General features: G+C 75.6%; 17 protein-coding genes. 13 read left to right on the forward strand and 4 right to left on the reverse strand.

Annotation, left to right across the window (positions count from 1 at the left end; genetic code table 11):
* Positions 1-914: 914 nt before the first annotated feature.
* From ACZ6KO_RS02445 to ACZ6KO_RS02485, 9 genes are all read left to right on the forward strand, one after another.
* Positions 915-1,421 (forward strand): hypothetical protein, encoded by a 507-nt coding sequence (locus ACZ6KO_RS02445; protein WP_469298973.1) that lies wholly within the window; start codon positions 915-917, stop codon positions 1,419-1,421.
* Between the two features lie 89 nt (positions 1,422-1,510).
* Positions 1,511-1,951 (forward strand): phage tail protein, encoded by a 441-nt coding sequence (locus ACZ6KO_RS02450; protein ID WP_469298975.1) that lies wholly within the window; start codon positions 1,511-1,513, stop codon positions 1,949-1,951.
* A 10-nt stretch (positions 1,952-1,961) separates the two neighbouring features.
* A complete protein-coding gene (locus tag ACZ6KO_RS02455) occupies positions 1,962-2,753 on the forward strand; it encodes a CIS tube protein (protein WP_469298977.1) in 792 nt (263 codons plus the stop codon).
* 3 nt (positions 2,754-2,756) lie between these two features.
* Positions 2,757-4,610, forward strand: coding sequence for a VgrG-related protein (locus ACZ6KO_RS02460; protein ID WP_469298979.1), 1,854 nt, complete (start codon positions 2,757-2,759; stop codon positions 4,608-4,610).
* A gap of 62 nt (positions 4,611-4,672) precedes the next feature.
* Positions 4,673-4,954, forward strand: a complete 282-nt coding sequence (locus ACZ6KO_RS02465) for a PAAR domain-containing protein (RefSeq protein WP_469298982.1) — start codon at positions 4,673-4,675, stop codon at positions 4,952-4,954.
* 7 nt (positions 4,955-4,961) lie between these two features.
* Positions 4,962-5,381, forward strand: coding sequence for a GPW/gp25 family protein (locus tag ACZ6KO_RS02470; protein WP_469298985.1), 420 nt, complete (start codon positions 4,962-4,964; stop codon positions 5,379-5,381).
* A complete protein-coding gene (locus ACZ6KO_RS02475; RefSeq protein ID WP_469298987.1) occupies positions 5,381-7,333 on the forward strand; it encodes a putative baseplate assembly protein in 1,953 nt (650 codons plus the stop codon). The genes ACZ6KO_RS02470 and ACZ6KO_RS02475 overlap by 1 nt, the downstream gene beginning before the upstream one ends.
* Complete coding sequence (locus ACZ6KO_RS02480) at positions 7,330-7,932, forward strand: phage tail protein (RefSeq protein ID WP_469298989.1); 603 nt, start codon at positions 7,330-7,332, stop codon at positions 7,930-7,932. Before ACZ6KO_RS02475 ends, ACZ6KO_RS02480 begins: the two co-directional genes overlap by 4 nt.
* Before the next feature lie 138 nt (positions 7,933-8,070).
* Positions 8,071-9,615, forward strand: coding sequence for an AfsR/SARP family transcriptional regulator (locus ACZ6KO_RS02485; RefSeq protein WP_469298994.1), 1,545 nt, complete (start codon positions 8,071-8,073; stop codon positions 9,613-9,615).
* A gap of 6 nt (positions 9,616-9,621) precedes the next feature.
* On the opposite strand, the gene ACZ6KO_RS02490 is transcribed toward ACZ6KO_RS02485, so the two are convergent.
* Both ACZ6KO_RS02490 and ACZ6KO_RS02495 read right to left on the reverse strand, forming a co-directional pair.
* Positions 9,622-10,437 (reverse strand): NADase-type glycan-binding domain-containing protein, encoded by an 816-nt coding sequence (locus tag ACZ6KO_RS02490; protein WP_469298996.1) that lies wholly within the window; start codon positions 10,435-10,437, stop codon positions 9,622-9,624.
* Positions 10,438-11,124: 687 nt separating this feature from the next.
* Positions 11,125-12,273, reverse strand: a complete 1,149-nt coding sequence (locus ACZ6KO_RS02495; RefSeq protein ID WP_469298998.1) for a glycerate kinase — start codon at positions 12,271-12,273, stop codon at positions 11,125-11,127.
* A gap of 143 nt (positions 12,274-12,416) precedes the next feature.
* Between ACZ6KO_RS02495 and ACZ6KO_RS02500 the strand changes: the two genes are divergently transcribed.
* The 4 genes from ACZ6KO_RS02500 to ACZ6KO_RS02515 all read left to right on the forward strand — a co-directional run bounded on the left by ACZ6KO_RS02500 (position 12,417) and on the right by ACZ6KO_RS02515 (position 15,667).
* On the forward strand, positions 12,417-14,099 hold the full coding sequence (locus tag ACZ6KO_RS02500) for a BCCT family transporter (RefSeq protein ID WP_469299000.1): 1,683 nt from the start codon (positions 12,417-12,419) through the stop codon (positions 14,097-14,099).
* Positions 14,100-14,165: 66 nt separating this feature from the next.
* Entirely contained in the window at positions 14,166-14,657 is a 492-nt protein-coding gene (locus tag ACZ6KO_RS02505) for an NUDIX domain-containing protein (RefSeq protein ID WP_469299002.1), read from the forward strand.
* Entirely contained in the window at positions 14,654-15,091 is a 438-nt protein-coding gene (locus tag ACZ6KO_RS02510; protein ID WP_469299005.1) for a hypothetical protein, read from the forward strand. Before ACZ6KO_RS02505 ends, ACZ6KO_RS02510 begins: the two co-directional genes overlap by 4 nt.
* 27 nt (positions 15,092-15,118) lie before the next feature.
* Positions 15,119-15,667, forward strand: coding sequence for a YcxB family protein (locus ACZ6KO_RS02515; protein ID WP_469299007.1), 549 nt, complete (start codon positions 15,119-15,121; stop codon positions 15,665-15,667).
* 9 nt (positions 15,668-15,676) lie between these two features.
* Here ACZ6KO_RS02515 and ACZ6KO_RS02520 read toward each other — a convergent pair whose 3' ends face one another.
* Both ACZ6KO_RS02520 and ACZ6KO_RS02525 read right to left on the reverse strand, forming a co-directional pair.
* Positions 15,677-16,210 carry a methylated-DNA--[protein]-cysteine S-methyltransferase gene (locus ACZ6KO_RS02520; protein ID WP_469299010.1) on the reverse strand — a complete coding sequence of 178 codons (534 nt, stop codon included), beginning with the start codon at positions 16,208-16,210 and terminating at the stop codon, positions 15,677-15,679.
* Positions 16,211-16,227: 17 nt separating this feature from the next.
* Positions 16,228-17,709: an AlkA N-terminal domain-containing protein gene (locus ACZ6KO_RS02525; RefSeq protein WP_469299012.1), complete on the reverse strand. Its 1,482-nt coding sequence runs from the start codon at positions 17,707-17,709 to the stop codon at positions 16,228-16,230.
* Positions 17,710-17,764: the final 55 nt, after the last annotated feature.

Consider the following 17,764-nt stretch of genomic DNA (forward strand, 5'->3'; position numbering starts at 1 on the left):
GGGAGCCGCCCGCCGATCGGGTGCGTCCGGGCGTCCTGGCTCCGCCTTCGGGCTCGGGTGCGCCGCCCCCGGTGGGAGTGACCGCCCCGGTCCAGCGTGTTCCGGCCCCGTCGCCCCCGTCGGAGGCTCCGGTCGGGACCGGTCGGGCCTCTCGGGAGCTGTCGGCCGACGTGGTGCGGCCGGCCGAGGGGCGTGTGGGGGAGCCGCCCGTCGTGGTCCAGCGTCACCGGTCCCGGCCGGAGCCTCCGGACGCCCCCGCGTACCCCGTCGGCCACGGCCCGGCGGATCCGACCGGCACGGGCCGGCGGGCCACGGAGCCTGCGGCCGTCCCGGCGCTTCCCGTCGTGCCGGTAGAGCCGTACGCCTCGGGGCAGGCCCGCCCCGGCGGGCCCGACACGGTGGAGCCGCTCCCCACGCTCCAGCGCCGCCCGACCGCGTCCGGGCCCCCGGCCGACGTACCCGTACCGCCTCTCGGTTCCGGTGTGCCCGCGCCGAGCGCGTTCCGGTCCGGCCCGCCGCTCACCGTGGCCCCGCCCGTCGCGATTCCGATGCGGACGCTGCCGGTGCAGCGGTTGCCGGAGCCCGGGCCGGTGTCCGCCGTCGAGCGGGTCCACGTACTCCCGGCGGCGCGCCCCCTGGTGGGTGACGAGCCCCTCGCACCGTCGGCTCCCGGGGCCGGTTCCGGCCAGCGGCCGGCGGAGCCCGCGCCACCCCCGGAGCCTCCGGTTCCGGTCTCCCGGAAGCGGCTGGGCCTCGGGGCGCCGCTCCCGTCGGTCCCGGTGCGGGCAGCAGCAGGGGCCACGGTCATGCCGGAGCCGACGCCGGAGCCGGATCCAAGGCCCCCGACCCCGAGCCCGACCCCGCCCCCGACGGCTTCGCCAGCGCCGGGGACGTCCCGCGCGTCGCTCGCCGTCGTGCCGGTCACTCCGCTCCAGCGGGCGGTGGACCTGCCCCTCGTACCCCTCGCCGGGCTGGTCGGGGAGCGGGCCCCGGAGCTCCGGGCCGTGGACCGGGGCGGTCTCCGGCCGCCGCCGGCCGGCGCCGTACCGGCACCGTGGCAACCGCCGGCTGCGCCCGTGCCGCGCGGCTTCCCGCCGCCGCCCCCCTCGCCGTCCCCGGACCTGTACGCCGCCCCCGCCGCCGTCGACCGCCGGGAGCCGGACGCGCCGTCCCGGGGCACCCCCGTGCAGCGCGCCCCGGACCCCGGTCCCCCGCTCGACCCGGGACCCGCGCAGGCCCCGCCGAACCCGCCGTCGAACCCGCCGTCGGCCGCGGCCCCGGGTCCGGCCGACAGCCCGTCACCCCCGCCCGTCACCGACGAGCTCGTACGCCGGCTCGTCGGGCCGCTCAGCCGGCTGCTCCGCGCCGAGCTGCGGCTCGACCGGGAGCGGGCCGGCGTACGACTCGATCCGAGGCACTGATCCGAGGCACCGAACCGAGGCGCTGAACCGAGGCATCGAACCGAGCCACGCACCGCGGACGACCGGCACACACCACGGAAGAGGAACCCATGTCCCAGCCCCACCAGCAGGACCCCGCCGTCAGCGTGTGCTTCATGGTCGAGATCGACAACATCAGCCTCGGTGCCTTCAACAGCTGCGAAGGTCTCGGCTGCGAAGTCGTCATGGAGCAGCGCGAGGAGGGCGGGAACAACGGTCACGTCTGGCAGCTGCCCACCCGGATCAAGTACACCAACATCAAGCTCTCCCGCCCCGTCACCCGTGACACCCAGCAGGTCACCCAGTGGCTCGCCGGCATGCTGGGCGGCATCCCCCGCAAGACCGCCCGCATCAGTGCCATGACCCTCGACGGCACCGTCGTCGCCCGCTGGTCCCTCCTGGACGTCGTCCCCGTGCGCTGGACCGGGCCCAGTCTCAGCCCCGAGACCGTCAAGGTCGCCACCGAGACCCTCGAGATCGCCCACCACGGCTTCCTGAACGCCGGCCGCTAGGAGCGCCCGCATGTCGCTGCACCAGCCCGTCGCCTTCATCGCCTCGGCCACCCCCGCCACCGCGGGAGCCGGCCCCGGAACGGGTCCGGGCCCCGGCGCGGGCGCCGGTCCCCGCCCCAAGCTCGAACGCGCCTGGCTGGAGCTGCGCGAGCCCCCCGCCGACGGCGGGCAGGGGCCCGCCGGGCCCCGGATGGGGCGGATCGACTTCCAGTTCAACCCCAAGGAGCTCAGCCTGGCCAAGTCCGCCGAGTGGGAGCGCAAGCCCGCCAAGGGCGCGGCCACCGCCGGGCCGGCCGAGTTCAAGGGGCCCGGCGCCGCCCGCCTCAGCCTGGAGATGTTCTTCGACGCCAGCGCCGAGCAGGACGACAAGGTCGTCGCCGCCGTCGAGAAGCTGCTCGCCTGCTGCGTGGCCACGCCCGAGACCCACCAGCGCAAACAGGGCGTCCCGCCCTGGGTGATCCTGCGCTGGGGCGGCCTCACCGGATTCGTCGGATACGTCAGCCAAGTGCAGGCCAAGTACACCCTGTTCACCCCCGGCGGCATCCCCATCCGGGCCGTGTGCCAGGTCACGCTGGAGGAGCTCAGCGGCCCCATGCCGGGCCAGAACCCCACCTCCGGCGCCCGCGCCGCCCGCCGCGCGCACCGTGTCGTCACCGGCGACACCCTCGCCCTGCTCGCCTGGCGGGAGTACGGCGACGCGACCGCCTGGCGCCATATCGCCGAGGCCAACGACATCGACGACCCGATGCGGCTGGCGCCCGGCACCGAACTCCTGCTGCCCGCCGCCGAGGAGCTGACCTGACCGATGGCCGGAGAGACCTTCGCCAGCACCCTCGTCGTCGAGGTCGCGGGCGCGCCGCTGCCCGACCCCGTCGCTCAGACCCTCGTCTCCGCATACGTCGACGACAGCACCCAGCTGCCCGACCTGTTCGTGCTCCGCTTCCGCGACCCGCACCACCTCACCCTGCGCTCCGCCGGGTTCACCCTCGGGGCCGCCGTCACCTTGTACGCGCGCGCCGCCGACGACCCGGAGCGCCGGCTGCTGGTCTCCGGCGAGGTCACGGCCGTCGAGATCGACCTCGACAGCACCGGAACGTTCACCGTCGTCCGCGGTCTCGACCACGCCCACCGGCTCTTCCGCGGCCGCCGTGTCGCCGGCTACCGCCAGATGACCGCCTCCGACGTCGCCGTCCAGGTCGCCCGGCGCGCGGGGCTGCGCGTCGGTACGGTCGACGCGACCACCACCGTGTACGAGCACCTCGCACAGCCCGGGATCACCGACTGGGAGTTCCTGCACCGGCTCGCCGACCTCGCCGGTGCCGAAGTCGGCGTCCTGGAGGGCGCGTTCTTCTTCCGCGTTCCCGCCACCACCGGATCCGCGCCCGCTCCCGCCACCCGCCCGCAGGGCAGCCCGTACGTCCTGGAGTTCGGCCGGAACCTGCTGCGCTGCCACGCCTCGGTGACCGCCGCCGACCAGGTGCAGCAGGTCGAGGTGCGCGGCTGGGACGTACGCGCCAAGTCGGCCGTCGTCGGCCGGGCGCCGGCCGGGCACAGCGACCGGCTGGAGCTGGGCCTGACCCCGCGGCAGGCCGCCGACGCCTTCGGCCCGGCCACCTTCCTGGCCACCGACACCCCCCACCGCACCCAGGCCGAGGCCGACCAGGCGGCGAAGGTGCTGGCCGCCGACCTCGCCGCCTCGCTCGCCGAACTCGACGCCGTCACCACCGGCCTGCCCCGGCTGCGGGCCGGGACCGCCGTCACCCTCACCAATGTCGGCGCGCCCTTCGAGGGCAAGTACACGATCTCCGCCAGCCGGCACGTCTTCGACCCCGCGACCGGCTACCAGACCTGGATCACCGTCGGCGGCCGCTCCGACCGCTCCCTGTTCGGCCTCGCCTCCGGTGCCGCCGGCGGCCTGCCCCAGGACCGGATCGGCGGTGTCGTCAACGCCACCGTCACCGACACCCGCGACCCCGAGGACCGGGGCCGGGTCAGGCTCGCCTTCCCCTGGCTGGACGGGGAGTACGTCAGCGACTGGGCCCGGACCGCCGACCTCGGCGGCAAGGGCGGCGGCGGGATCTTCGGGCCCGAGGTCGGCGACGAGGTGCTCGTCGCCTTCGAGCAGGGCCGTGTCGACCACCCGTACGTCCTGGGCGGGCTCTACAACGGCCAGGACAAACCCTCCGACCACGACGCCCCGCTCGTCGACGCCACCAGCGGCGCGACCAACCGCCGTTCCCTGGTGAGCCGTTCCGGCAACCGCCTGGAACTCCTCGACTGCGCCGGCGGCCCCCAGGGCGTCCGCCTGGCCAGCGGTGACGGCAAGCTCACCCTCCACCTCGACCGGCAGGCCACCGCCGTCACCGTGCACAGCGACGGCACCGTCGAGATCGACGCCCAGGACAAGGTCACCGTCACCGCGCAGGCCGGCATCACCATGGACGCCGGCACCGGAGCCCTCGAACTCACCGGCCAGTCCCTGCGGTTCAAAGCCCGGACGGGCATCGAGGCCGACGCCGGAGCGGGCGCGCTCACGCTGCGCAGCAACGGCCAGGTGGACGTCCAGGGCGCCACGGTCGCGGTCAACGGACAGGCCAGCACCGAACTCAAGGGAGGCGCCAGCCTGTCGATCAACGCCGCCCTCGTCCGCATCAACTGACGACACGTCACCCTGCCCGCCCGCCCGTGCACCTGCGCACACCAGTGAAGGAGAGACCGCGGATGCCGCCAGCCGCCCGCGTCGGGGACCCCACCGGCCACCCCGGGGTGATCGCACCGCCCGGAGTGCCCACCGTGCTGATCGCGGGCCTGCCCGCGGCCGTCGTGTCCACCCCGCACATCTGCTCCTTCCCGCCACCCGCCGTCCACCCGCCCTCCGTCATCGCCCCGCCCGGCTGCCCCACCGTCCTCATCGGTGGACTGCCCGCCGCCCGCGTGGGCGACCTCGCCGCCTGCGGCGCGCCGGTCGTCATGGGCGCGCCCACCGTCCTGATCGGCGGGTGAGGCGGCCGTGGGGGAGCAGTTCGTCGGCGCCGGCTGGGCCTTCCCGCTGCGTACGGACGCCACCGGGGCGATCGCCCTCGTACGCCGCGAACAGGAGATCGAGGAGAGCATGCGGCTGATCCTGGGCACGGCACCCGGTGAACGCCCCATGCGGCCGCAGTTCGGCTGCGCCATCCACGACCACGTCTTCGCCCCCGCCGACGCCGCCACCGCCGCCCAGATCGGCTACGAGGTACGGCTGTCCCTGGAACGCTGGGAGCCCCGCATCGACCTCGTCGACGTCGCCGTCAGCTTCGACGCCGTCGAGGCCGGCACCCTCTACATCGACATCCGCTACGCCCTGCGCGGCTCCAACGACCCGCGCAACCTGGTCTTCCCCTTCTACGTCATCCCCGCCCACGACGCACCCGAGGGGAGCGCCGGCTGATGGCCCTGCCCCGCCCCAACCTCGACGACCGGCGCTTCCAGGACCTCGTGGACGAGGCCAAACGGATGGTCCAGCAGCGCTGCCCGCAGTGGAGCGACCACAACGTCTCCGACCCGGGCGTCACCCTCATCGAGGCGTTCGCCCACATGACCGACCAGCTCATCTACCGCCTCAACCGGGTCCCCGACAAGAACCACCTGGCCTTCCTCGACCTGATCGGCCTCACCCTCAACCCGCCCGCCGCCGCCCGCGCCGACGTCACCTTCTGGCTGTCCGCGCCCCGGCCCGAGACCGTCCGGATCCGCGAGGGCAGCGAGGTCGCCACCACCCGCACCGAGACCGAGGAGGCGGTCGTCTTCTCCACCCTCGGCGAACTGGCCGTCGTACCGGTCGAGCTGGCGGTGCTGGCCACCGGCCGCACCGACCCGGGAGCCGTCCCCGCCGACCGCGCCACCGAACTCGCGGGCGGCCGCGGCGTGCCCTGCTTCGCGCCCGTGCCGCGCCCCGGCGACGCCCTCTACTTCGGCCTCTCGCAGGCCGCGCCCTCCTGCGTGGTCGCGCTGCGCCTGGACTTCCCCGTCGCCGGCCACGGCATCGACCCCGACGCCCCGCCCCTGGCCTGGGAGGCGTGGACCGGCGAGGGCTGGACCGCCTGCGAGGTCGACCGCGACGGCACCGGCGGCTTCAATCGGCCCGGGGACGTCCTCCTCCACCTCCCCGCCGGGCACCTGCCCTCCGCCGAGGCCCGGCAGCGCGCCGGCTGGCTGCGCTGCGTCGTCCAGCCGCCGCTGGGCCGGCGCCCGTACTCCGCGACCCCGACCCTGCTCTCCGCCGAGGCGTTCACGATCGGCGGTACCACCCCGGCCGTGCACGCCGAGCGGGCCGCCGCCGAACTCCTCGGCGTCAGCGAGGGGGTACCCGGGCAGGCCTTCACCCTCGACCGGACCCCGGTCGTCGCCGGCGGCCCGCCCTTCACCGTCGAGACCCGCACCACCGCCGGGAACTGGCTGCCCTGGACGGAGGTCGCGCACTTCGCCGAGTCCGGCCCCGGCGACCGGCACGTCCGCCTCGACCGGGCCACCGGCGAGGTCGCCTTCGGGCCCGCCGTCCGCGAGGCCGACGGCAGCCTGCGCCAGTACGGGGCGGTCCCCGCCAAGGGCGTACCGGTGCGCGCGCGGCCGTACCTCACCGGCGGCGGCCGTCGCGGCAACGTGGCCCGGCGCACGCTGAACGTCCTGCGCAGCTCCATCCCGTACATCGCACGCGTCGAGAACCGGCGCGCGGCCGGCGGCGGGGTCGACGGCGAGGACGTCGCCAACGCCCGGCTGCGCGGGGCCATGGGACTGCGGACGCGGGAACGGGCGGTGACCGCCGAGGACTACGAGTACCTGACCCGGCAGGCCGCGCCCGAGGTGGCCCGCGTGCGATGCGTCGAAGCCCTGGAGGAGGGCCCGGGCGTGGTGCGCGTGCTGCTCGTACCGGCCGCCGAGGACGACGGCGAGGGCCGCCTGGAATTCGGCCGGATGGCCTGCCCGCCCGCCCTGCTGCGGCACGTCACCGCCTACCTCGACGCCCGCCGCGTGCTCGGCACCCGTCTCGTCGTCGAACCCCCCTACTACCAGGGCGTCACCGTCGTCGCCGTCCTGCACGCCACCGCCGGCGTGCCCGCCGCCCGCGTGCAGCGGGCCGCGCTCGCCGCCCTGTACCGGCAGCTCAACCCGCTCACCGGCGGCCCGTCCGGCGACGGCTGGCCGTTCGGCCGGGCCGTGCACAGCGGCGCGGTGTGGGCCGTACTCGAACAGGTGCCGGGCGTGGAGTCGGTGGAGAGCGTACGGCTCTTCCCCGCCGACCTGGAGACGCGGCGGCGCGGCGAGGGCGCCGACCGGATCGTGCTCGGGCCCGGCGCGCTCGCCTTCAGCTACGACCACCAGGTGCGGGTGGAGGCCCGGTGAACCGGCGCCTGGTCCCCGGCCTGCCCTCCCGCCACCCGCTGGGCGCCCAGCTGCCCGCCGTCTACGCGGAGGACGACCTGGCGCAGCGGATCACCGAGGGCCTGGACGAGGTGCTCGCACCGGTCCTGACGGTCCTGGACTGCCTGCCCGCGTACTTCGACCCGCGCCTGGCCCCGGCCGACTTCGTGGCACTGCTGGCCGCGTGGGTCGGCGCGGACGACGTCCTGGGCGACGGCGACGGCGACGGCGACGGCGAGGGTGACGGTGACGGCGGCGGCGCGGACGGTGTGCCGGGCGCGGACGCGACCCCGGGGGCGGTCCCGGGAGCCGTTGCCGGCCATGGGCTGCGCGGGACCCGGACCGGACTGGCCGAACAGGTCCGCCGGGCCTTCGGGGTGACCCCGGAGATCGAGGAGAGCGGTGGCGCCGTGTGGTCCACCACCCCCGGCACCCCGCTGCCCGGCTCCGACCGGCCGTACCTGCTGGTCCGGCTGCGGGTCACCGACCCGGCCCGCGTCGACACGGCCGCGCTGACGGCGTTCGTGGCCCGCAACCGCCCGGTGCACCTGCCGTTCCGGGTCGAGGTCCTGCCCCGCTGAGGGCGTCGCCGCAGCAACCGCCCCCGCCCGGGAGCCGTGCGCCGTCGCCGCGCCCCCGATTGGGTAATGGGTTACTCATGCGCTACGGAGAGTAGGTACCCATCCTTGACCTGCTCTTGAGCGGGGAGGAGGCCGGACATGCCCGTCCGTACGTCGTTGTCACCCTTGCCCACCAGCGGTTCCGGTGCCCTGACACTCGTCGTCGCACCCGCCGGATACGGCAAGACCACCCTGCTGACCCGGACCGCCGCCGCCTTCGAGGGCCGCGTCGTGCACTGGCGGCCGTGCCGCGACACCCGCGACGCGGCCACGCTCCTGACCAGGCTGGCGCCAGGCGAGCCGGGGGCGCCCGGCCCGACCGTCGAATCCGTCCTCCTCGCCGTCGAACGCGGCCCCGAGCCGGTCCTGCTGCTCGTCGACGACGTCCATCTGGTGCACGGCAACCCCGCCGAGGCGGCGCTGGAGGAACTCGCCCGGCTCGCCCCGCCCGGCCGGCTGCGGGTCGTCCTCGCCGGCCGCCGCATGCCCGCCGTCAACCTCGCCCGCCTGGAGCTGTCCGACACCCCCGTCCTCACCGCCCGCGACCTGCGCCTGAGCGACGCCGAGGCCGCCGCGGCCTTTCCGGCCGCGGACCCCGGCCTGCTCCGGCTCGGCCGCGGCTGGCCCGCCGTACTGCGCCTGGGCCAGCCCGCCGCGGCCGCCGGTCGCGACCCCCTCGACGCCCCCGCCCTGCGCACCTACCTCGACCGGGAGGTCCTCGGCGCCCTCCCCGAGCGGCTGTTACGGGACCTGCGGCGCGGCGCCGAGGAATCGCCGGAGCTGGCCGAGGAGTACGGGACGGGCGACTGCGTCCCGCTGCTGCGGGCCCACCTCGCCCGCCGCTGCGCCGGCCGCCGCCCCTCCCCGCCGCCCCCGCGCCCCCGCCCGACCGGCCCCGACACCGGCACGGAGGCGGACGACGACCGCGCACGGGGGCTCACCCTGCGCTGCTTCCGCCGCTTCGAGATCACCGTCGACGGCCGGCCGCTGGACTGGGGCGCCACCCGCCCCCGGGTACGGGCCCTGGCCCGGCTGCTCGCCGTCCACGCGGGCCGGCCCGTCCACCGCGAGCACCTCATGGCCGCCCTGTGGCCCGAGAGTTCCGCCCGTACCGCCGGACACGGACTGCAGACGGCCGTCTCCACGCTGCGCACCGTCCTGGAACCGGGCCAGGACCGCGGCCGGGGCCGGCTCCTGGTCCGATCCGGCGAGGCGTACATGCTCAGCCTCGCCCCCGGCGGCTCCTGTGACGTCCAGCGCTTCGAGGCCGCCGCCGGAGCGGGCCTGACCGCCGCCGCCCGCGGCGACGCCGACCGCGCCGCCGAGTCCCTCGGCGGGGCGCTGCGCCTCTACACCGGCGAACTGCTCCCCGAGGACGGCCCGGCCGAGTGGGTGGTCCCGATCCGCGAGCGCTACCGCACGCAGGCCGTCCGCGCCGCGCACACCCTGGCCGAGGTCGAGCTGACCCGCGACCGCCCGGGCGCCGCGGTGGCGGCGGCCGCCCACGCCCTGACCCTGGACCCCTTCCAGGACGCCGTCTGGCGGCTGCTGATCGCCGCCCACCAGGCCGCGGGCGACCGCGCGGCCGCCCGCCAGGCCCAACGCCGCCACGCGGACATGCTGGCAGCCCTCCTGCGCGGCTAGGAGCCCCTAGGGCCGCTTGAAGAACTCGACCTCGGCCAGGGCGGGCGGGCGGCCGTCCGCCGTGCCGTAGCCGCCCTGGACCGTGAGGCGCAGCCGCACCACGTCACTGACGGCGAAGTGGAACCGCTGCTGTCCGGGTACGTCGGCGAGCCGCACCGTGCGCGTGACCGTCCGGCCGTCGGCGGTGGTCGCCGTCAGCAGCAGACCGCTCGGCCGGCCCTGCTGGAGGAAGGCCTCCGCGACCGGCGACGCCCCGGGCCGCACCACCAGGTCCAGCAGCCGGACCGGGCCCGGGAAGCCGGCCTCGAGGAACTCGCCCGGCCCGGCCGTGGCGGGCGCCCAGTACTTGTCGGTGGTCCCGTCCACCGCCAGCCCCGGCTCGTGCCCGGGACGGGCACTGGAGGCGGTCACCTCCACGGCGTGGAACTGCTGGGGGTCGGAGATCCGGTCGCGTACCGCGTCCACGACGCCCAGCAGCTCCGTACGGAACAGATAGCCCGTGCCGGCCAGGGCCAGCAGGACCACCACGGGCAGGACGAACCGCGGCAGCCGCCACTGCCGGGGACGCCGGGGGCGCTCCCCGGCCGCGTGGGTGCGGCGGGGCCTGCGCGGGAGCAGCCGCCGCCACCACGGGGGCCGGGGGACGACGGGCGCGTCCGCGAGGGAGGAGCCGCAGCGGCGGCAGTACTTGCGGCTGGGGACGTTGCCCACCCCGCACTGCCCGCAGATCAGGTCGCCGGCCTGCGGCGGAGCCTCCTCGACCGGGTGTTGCCGCTGCACCGGCCGCGCGGCGGCCGCACCGCCGTCGCCGGGCGGCTGCACGGCCCGCACCCGCCGTACGCCCGCCCGGGGCGCCGCCGACGCGGCGCCCGCACCGGTCGCCCGGTGGGGCGCAACGTCCGCCCCGCCAGCCTCGCCAGTGCCACCAGCACGGCCAGTGCCAGCCCCGCCAGTACCGCCGGCACTGCCCGCACCGCCTGACTCGTCTTGCCGACCCGCGCCCGCGGCAGGCCCCGCCCCGGCGGCATCACCGGCCCCGGCGGCGTCACTGGCCCCGGCGGCGTCACTGGCCCCGGCGGCGCCGCCCGCGGGACCCCGACCGCCCGCCCCTCCGGCACCGCCGCCAGCGCCCGGCCCTCCGGCACCGCCCGGCCGGCCCGGCGTACCCGGCCCGGCGGCCCGGTCGCCGTCCCACTCCAGGAACGTCCCGCAGTTGCCGCAGAACTGTTCCCCCGGGCCACAACGCGTCCCGCACACCGTGCAGTTGGTCACCCCGCCATGCTCGCCACCGGCCGCTCGCCGGACCACCCCCACCGGGGCACCCGCCCGGCACGCCGCCCCTGCCCGATCGGGCAACGTCGGCCGTCGGACGGCCGAGGGCCGCCGGCCGCCGGCCCGCCCCGGGACGGGTACGACGCAGGCCCCCCGCCCGGGTGGGCAAGGGGCCTGGCGTCGTACCGGGGGAGGACGGCGGCGCCGTCAGCGGCCGTCAGCAGCGCGCGGCGGAGCTCAGAGCACGTCCGACGCGATGTTCGCCGCCACCCGCTCCAGCAGCGGACCCGCGTTCGCGATGCACTTCGCCGGGTCCGGCTCCAGCTCCGTCAGCGGGTACGCGCGGCGGATGCCCGCCGCCTGGAGGGCCTCCTGGGCCAGCAGCAGCCGTCCGCAGACCGCCACGACCTCCTTGCCCGCCGCCCGCGCGGCGGCCGCCACGCCCGCCGGGGCCTTGCCGTGCAGGGTCTGCTCGTCCAGCGAGCCCTCACCCGTGATGACCAGCGTCGCCCGCTCCAGGGCCGGGGCGAAGCCCAGCACCTCCAGCATCAGCTCGATGCCGGGCCGGAAGCTCGCACCGAGCAGCAGCGCGCCGTAGCCGATACCGCCCGCGCCGCCCGCGCCCGGCGCCAGAGCGCACTCCGCCGCCCGGGGCCCGATCGCCTTCTCCAGCACCCGCGCGAAGTGCGCCAGCGCCGCGTCCAGCGTCGCCACGTCCTGCGGGGAGGCGCCCTTCTGCGGGCCGTACACCGCCGGCGCGCCCTTCGGGCCGGTCAGCGGGTTGTCCACGTCGCTGGCCAGGACGAAGTCCACCTCGGCGAACCGCGCATCGACCCCCGACAGGTCCGCCGACGCCAGCGCCGCCAGCGCGCCGCCGCCCGGACCGACCGGTTCGCCGTTCGCATCCAGGAACACCGCGCCCAGTGCCTGCAGCATGCCCGCGCCGCCGTCGGTGGTGGCGCTGCCGCCCACACCGAAGACGATCGAACGCGCGCCCGCGTCCAGCGCGGCCTTCAGCAGCTCGCCGGAGCCGTACGTCGTCGCCGTCAGCGGCGCGAACACACCCGACGGCAGCAGCTGGAGCCCGGAGGCCTCCGCCATCTCCACCACGGCGGTGCCGTCGCGCAGCGCGAAAGCGGCCGTGACCTGCTCCCCGAGCGGTCCGGTGACCCGTACCTCCCGGCGTTCGAACCCTGCCGCCACCGCGGCCGCGACCGTGCCGTCGCCGCCGTCCGCGACCGGGAGGGTCTCGACCTCCACGTCCGGTACGGCCGAGCGAAGCCCCGCCGTCACCCGCTCCGCGACCTGTACGGCCGTGAGCGAGCCCTTGAATTTGTCCGCGGCGATGAGCACGCGCGCGGTCTCAGTTACTGCTCCGTTCGTCACCTTGCTAATCCCTTGCTATCGAACAGTGCAGTCGCGCCACCCCGAGCCTATCCGGAGGATCCTCCTATGCCCATGGGTGGCCTGGGCCACACCCGGCGCGCCATGCCTAAAAATCCCTATTTACGCCACCATAGTGGGGCCGCATGAGCACGGATTCCCTGGATCAGCCCCGCCCGGACAGCCCGGAACCCCCCGGAAGCACCGGGGACGGCGCCCCCGACCGGACGGTCGTCACCGTCGGCGTGGTCGTCGTGCTGGCCGCCGTCGCCTGGGCGGCCCTCGCCAAGGGATCCTTCGACACCGCGTCCAGCACTGCCCTGGCCTGGGTCCTGGACAACTTCGCCTGGCTGTTCGTGATCGCCGCCGACACCTTCCTCGTCCTGTGCGTCGTGCTCGCCATCAGCCGTTTCGGCCGGATCCGGCTCGGCTCCGACGACTCCGAGCCCGAGTTCACCAACCTCGCGTGGATCGCGATGATGTTCAGCGCCGGCATGGGCATCGGCCTGATGTTCTACGGCGTGGGGGAGCCCCTCACCCACTACCTCGCCCCGCCCCCCGCCAGCGGCGCGGCCCCGCAGACGGGCGACGCCGCCCGCGCCGCGCTCGACTACTCCTTCTTCCACTGGACCCTGACCCCCTGGGCGATCTACGGCATCGCCGGCCTCGCCCTCGCCTACGCCACCTTCCGCAAGGGCCGCGGCAACCGGCTCTCCTCCGCCTTCGTGCCCCTCATCGGCACGCGCCGGGCCGACGGCTGGCAGGGCAAGGCCGTCGACCTGCTCGCCGTCTTCGCCACCGTCTTCGGTACGGCGACCAGCCTGGGCCTGGGCGCCCTCCAGGTCGCCGAGGGCCTCAGCATCACCGCCGGGGTCGAGGACTCCACCGGCGTCGAGCTGATCATCATCGCCTCGCTGTCGGCCGCGTTCGTGCTCTCCGCCTTCTCGGGCCTGCACAAGGGCGTCAAATGGCTCAGCAGCGTCAACCTCGTGCTCGCCGGCGCCCTCATGCTCTTCGTCTTCGTCCTCGGCCCGACCGTCTACATCCTCGACGTGGTCCCGGCCAGCGTCGGCAGCTACCTGCACAACCTCCTCCCCATGGCCACCGCCACCGGCGCGTTCACCGACAGCGCCTGGCTCGGCGCGTGGACGATCTTCTACTGGGCGTGGTGGCTGTCCTGGGCGCCGTTCGTCGGTACCTTCATCGCCCGCATCTCGCGCGGCCGCACCATCCGCGAGTTCCTCATCGGCGTCCTCCTGGTCCCCAGCGGCGCCACCGTCGTCTGGTTCTGCGTCATGGGCGGTACCGCCATCCGGCTCGACTCCACCGGCGCGGCCGACCTCGCCGCCGCCGTCAAGGAAGGCGCCGAGGCCTCCCTCTTCGCCATGCTCGACGCCCTGCCGCTGGGCACCGTCACCTCGTACGTCGCGATGCTGCTCGTGATGACCTACTTCGTCACCAGCGCCGACTCGGCCTCCCTGGTCATGGGCTCCCTCACCAGCCGCGGCTCCCTGAACCCGCCGACCTGGCTGGTGCTGACCTGGGGCGTCCTGATGGCCGCCGTGGCCGCCGTACTGCTGGTCGCCGGCGGCCTGAAGTCCCTCCAGACCGCGACCATCCTGGTCGCGCTGCCCTTCGTCGTCGTCATGCTGCTGCTCTGCTGGGCCCTGGTGAAGGAACTGCGCGCCGACCCCGGCGCGGGACCCGCCCGCCACCACCCGCTGCACGGCCTGCGCGACGCCGTCACGGCGATGGTCGGCGACGCCCTGACCGAACACACCGGGGGCCGGGCGCGCGGCCCGGGCCGGGGCCGGCCGGGACAGGGGTAGCCGACGGCGCCGGGGGCGGCCCGGGCATGATCACGGAGTTCACCCCGGATCGGTAGGGTTGCGGGCGTGACCACCACTGACTACGCCGCCTACATCGCGAGCCTGCCCCGGGTACTGGCCGGATCCGCCGCGCTCTTCCGCGACGCCGAGGGCCGGGTCCTCCTCGTCGAACCGAACTACCGCGAGGGCTGGGCCCTGCCCGGCGGGACCATCGAGTCGGACGAGGGCGAGTCCCCGCGTACGGCCGCCCGCCGCGAGAGCGCCGAGGAGATCGGCCTCGACCTCCCGCTCGGCCGGCTGCTCGCCGTGGACTGGGTCCTGGGCACCGGCCGGCCGCCCCTGGTGGCGTACGTCTACGACGGCGGCGTCCTCGACGCCGGTCAGCTCGCCGCCATCACTCTCCAGGAGGAGGAACTCCTGTCCTGGAAACTGGTCGAGCCCGCCCGACTCACCGCCTACCTCCCCGGATCCCTCGGCCTGCGCATCCAAGAGGCCTGCCGGGTCCTGGAGTCGGGCGAGGGCACCGCCGAACTGGAGAACGGACGCCGCCCCGCATGACCACGCTCGACATGTACGCCTGGCCCAGCACCAGCGACGAGGGCCCCGACGCCCTCCCCATGGTCCACTTCACCACCGAACAGCTCGCGGGCGACGAGGTCACGCCCGAAGGGGTGCCGATCTGGCTCTTCGACACCGCGATACGCGACGGCGGCTGGGCCCACTTCACCGACTACGAGGGCTGGGCCACCACCGCCCCCGACTGGAACGCGGTCTACCGCCAGGCCGACGACGCCCTGTTCGTCACCGGCCCCGGCGCCTGCGAGGGCTGGTTCCAGGGCTACCTCGGCGCCCCCTCCGACTGGCAGGCGGCCGCCGTCGCCCAGCAGAAGCTGGTCCTCCTCGCGGCCCCGGTCCAGCACCCCTCGTACTTCGGTCACGCCGTGGAGGCGGGCGCGGCCTTCGCCCTGCTGGTACCGCTGAGCGTGGTCTAGGCACGCGGAGCGCTATGCTCCGCGGCTGTGGAAACAGAAGACATACCAAGTCAGCAGGATGCCCAGGTCACGGGCGAGGTCGTGCTTCGGTTCACGGGCACGTTGGAGAAGAGCGAGATCCGCGAGGGGCTGAAGGCGGCGGGAACGTTCCGCCGGGTGCGCTGGTTCGCCGCCGCGTGCGCGCTCGTCATCGCGCTCCCGGGCGTGCGCGTCGACGCCGAGGGCGGCTCGGTGAACTTCGTCCTCCTGGCGCTGGCCGTCGTCTACGGGTCGGTGATGTCCCTGATCCTGCCCCGGCAGATCGTCGCGAAGGCCCTCCGGATCCAGCGGGACCACGAGGGCGCGGAGTGCGTCGTCGACGGCACCGGCATCGTGGCCGTCCTCGACGGCGCGGAGGCCTTCCGCACGGGCTGGGACCAGATGACGCGATATCACGAGACCCCGAGCCTCTACGTCGTCATCGGCGGGGCCGGCCTCAAGACCAAGGCGCTGATCCTGCCCAAGCGCCTGCTGACCGCGCCCGGCGAAGCCGACCTCCTCGGCGCGGTCCTCGATTCCCGGCTCCGGCGGGCCTGAGCCGAAGGGCTAGAACAGCGCCGCCGGCGGTGCGGCCGGCTCGCCCGACTCCAGGGCCAGCAGCCGCTCCTTGCGGTCCAGGCCGCCGCCGTAGCCGGTCATGCCGCCCGACGCCCCGATCACGCGGTGGCACGGGACGATGATGCCGATCGGGTTCTTGCCGTTGGCCAGCCCCACCGCGCGGGACGCGTTCGGCTTGCCGAGCTCGGCGGCGAGCCGGCCGTACGACCACGTCTCGCCGTACGGGATCCGCCGCAGCTGCGCCCACACACTGCGCTGGAACTCGGTGCCGTCCAGGCGCATCGGCACGTCGAACTCGGTCAGCTCACCCGCGAAGTACGCGGTCAGCTGCCGCGCCACCTCGGGGAACGGCTCCTCCCGCGCCGAGACCCGCTCGCCGAAGGACTCCTCGGCGGGCCGGTGCCGCTGCCCGGTCATGTACAGGCCGCACAGGACGCCGTCGGCGGCGACGAGCGTGAGCGGGCCGTAGGGGCTGTCGACCACGGTGTGCTGCTTCATGCCGGTGTTGCCCTTGCTGTTCATCGTGTCGTCCTTGTCCGTCAGACGGGCAGGTGGTTGATGGGGTGGGAGTCGGTCGCCCACAGGTACTGCACGGCGTACGCCCGCCAGGGCCGCCAGGAGGCCGCCCGGGCGGTCAGCGCCGCCGGGGTGGACGGCAGCCCGAGGCCGGCCGCCGCGCGCCGGACGCCGAGGTCCGAGGGCAGGAACGCGTCCGGGTCGCCCAGCGCCCGCATCGCGATCACCTCGGTGGTCCAGGGCCCGAACCCGGGCAGGCCCGCGAGCCGGGCCCGCGCGGCCTCCCAGTCGCTGTCGATGCCGAGCGGCAGCGAACCGTCGGCCAGGGCGCCGACCAGCGTGGTCAGCGTGGTGCGGCGGCTGCGCGGCAGCGCGAGCGCCTCCGGGTCGAGCGCGGCCAGCGCCCGGGGGGAGGGGAAGAGGTGGGTCAGCCCGCCGTCCGGGTCGGGGTCCTCCACCGGTTCCCCGTGGGCCGTGACCAGCCGCGCCGCGTGCGTACGGGCCGCCGCCGTCGACACCTGCTGCCCGAGCACCGCCCGTACGGCGAACTCGGCGGCGTCGACCGTACGCGGCACCCGGCGGCCGGGGGCCCGGTCCACGAGCGGGGCCAGCAGCGGATCGCCGCGCAGCTGCTCGTCCACGGCCACCGGGTCGGCGTCCAGGTCCAGCATCCAGCGGCACCGGCTGATGGCGATGGTCAGGTCCCGCAGGTCGGTCAGGGCCAGCTGGCAGCCGATGTGGCCGTCCTGCGGGCTCAGGGCCACCGTCCCGGTGCCGTAGGGCAGGCGCAGGGTGCGGCGGTAGGCGCCGCCGCGCCACTCCTCGACCCCGGGGACCGCGGTCGCGGCCAGGTGCCCGAACAGATTGGTGGGGTTGAGCGGGGCCCGGTGCGGCAGCCGCAGCGACAGCGTCCCCGGCGTGCTGGACGGGGTGCCGGGACGCCGGGCGGCGCGGGTGCGCAGCTCGCTGGGGGAGAGGGCGAAGACCTCGCGGACGGTGTCGTTGAAGCTGCGGATCGAGGCGAACCCGGCCGCGAAGGCGACGTCGCCCATCGGCAGGGCGGAGGTCTCGATCAGCAGGCGGGCGGTCTGGGCGCGCTGCGCGCGGGCCAGGGCCAGGGGGCCCGCGCCGAGCTCGGCATTGAGCTGCCGCTCGATCTGGCGGGTCGAGTAGCCGAGCCGGGCGGCGAGCCCGGGGACGCCCTCGCGGTCGACGACGCCGTCCTGGATGAGCCGCATGGCCCGGGCCACGGCGTCGGCGCGGGCGTTCCACTCCGGGGAGCCGGGGCTGGTGTCGGGCCGGCAGCGCTTGCAGGCGCGGAAGCCCGCCTGCTGGCAGGCGGCGGCGCTGGGCAGGAAGGTCATGTTCTCGACCTTGGGCGGCACGGCCGGGCAGCTGGGACGGCAGTAGATGCGGGTGGTCAGGACGGCCGTGAAGAACCAGCCGTCGAACCGCGCGTCCTTCGACTGCACGGCCCGGACGCAACGCTCGGTGTCGGTGTGCATGGCTCCAGCATCCGGGGTGGATCAGGGCGTGGCTGGCGGTTTTCCGACATCAAGG

Source organism: Streptomyces sp. NPDC042102, from assembly GCF_055582305.1.

Bases quoted from the DNA above. Each gene is read 5' to 3' on its own strand.
- ACZ6KO_RS02450 (WP_469298975.1), top strand. From the start codon at position 1,511: ATGTCCCAGCCCCACCAGCAGGACCCCGCCGTCAGCGTGTGCTTCATG.
- ACZ6KO_RS02455 (WP_469298977.1), top strand. From the start codon at position 1,962: ATGTCGCTGCACCAGCCCGTCGCCTTCATCGCCTCGGCCACCCCCGCC.
- ACZ6KO_RS02460 (WP_469298979.1), top strand. From the start codon at position 2,757: ATGGCCGGAGAGACCTTCGCCAGCACCCTCGTCGTCGAGGTCGCGGGC.
- ACZ6KO_RS02465 (WP_469298982.1), top strand. From the start codon at position 4,673: ATGCCGCCAGCCGCCCGCGTCGGGGACCCCACCGGCCACCCCGGGGTG.
- ACZ6KO_RS02475 (WP_469298987.1), top strand. From the start codon at position 5,381: ATGGCCCTGCCCCGCCCCAACCTCGACGACCGGCGCTTCCAGGACCTC.
- ACZ6KO_RS02485 (WP_469298994.1), top strand. From the start codon at position 8,071: ATGCCCGTCCGTACGTCGTTGTCACCCTTGCCCACCAGCGGTTCCGGT.
- ACZ6KO_RS02500 (WP_469299000.1), top strand. From the start codon at position 12,417: ATGAGCACGGATTCCCTGGATCAGCCCCGCCCGGACAGCCCGGAACCC.
- ACZ6KO_RS02510 (WP_469299005.1), top strand. From the start codon at position 14,654: ATGACCACGCTCGACATGTACGCCTGGCCCAGCACCAGCGACGAGGGC.
- ACZ6KO_RS02520 (WP_469299010.1), bottom strand. From the start codon at position 16,210: ATGAACAGCAAGGGCAACACCGGCATGAAGCAGCACACCGTGGTCGAC.
- ACZ6KO_RS02525 (WP_469299012.1), bottom strand. From the start codon at position 17,709: ATGCACACCGACACCGAGCGTTGCGTCCGGGCCGTGCAGTCGAAGGAC.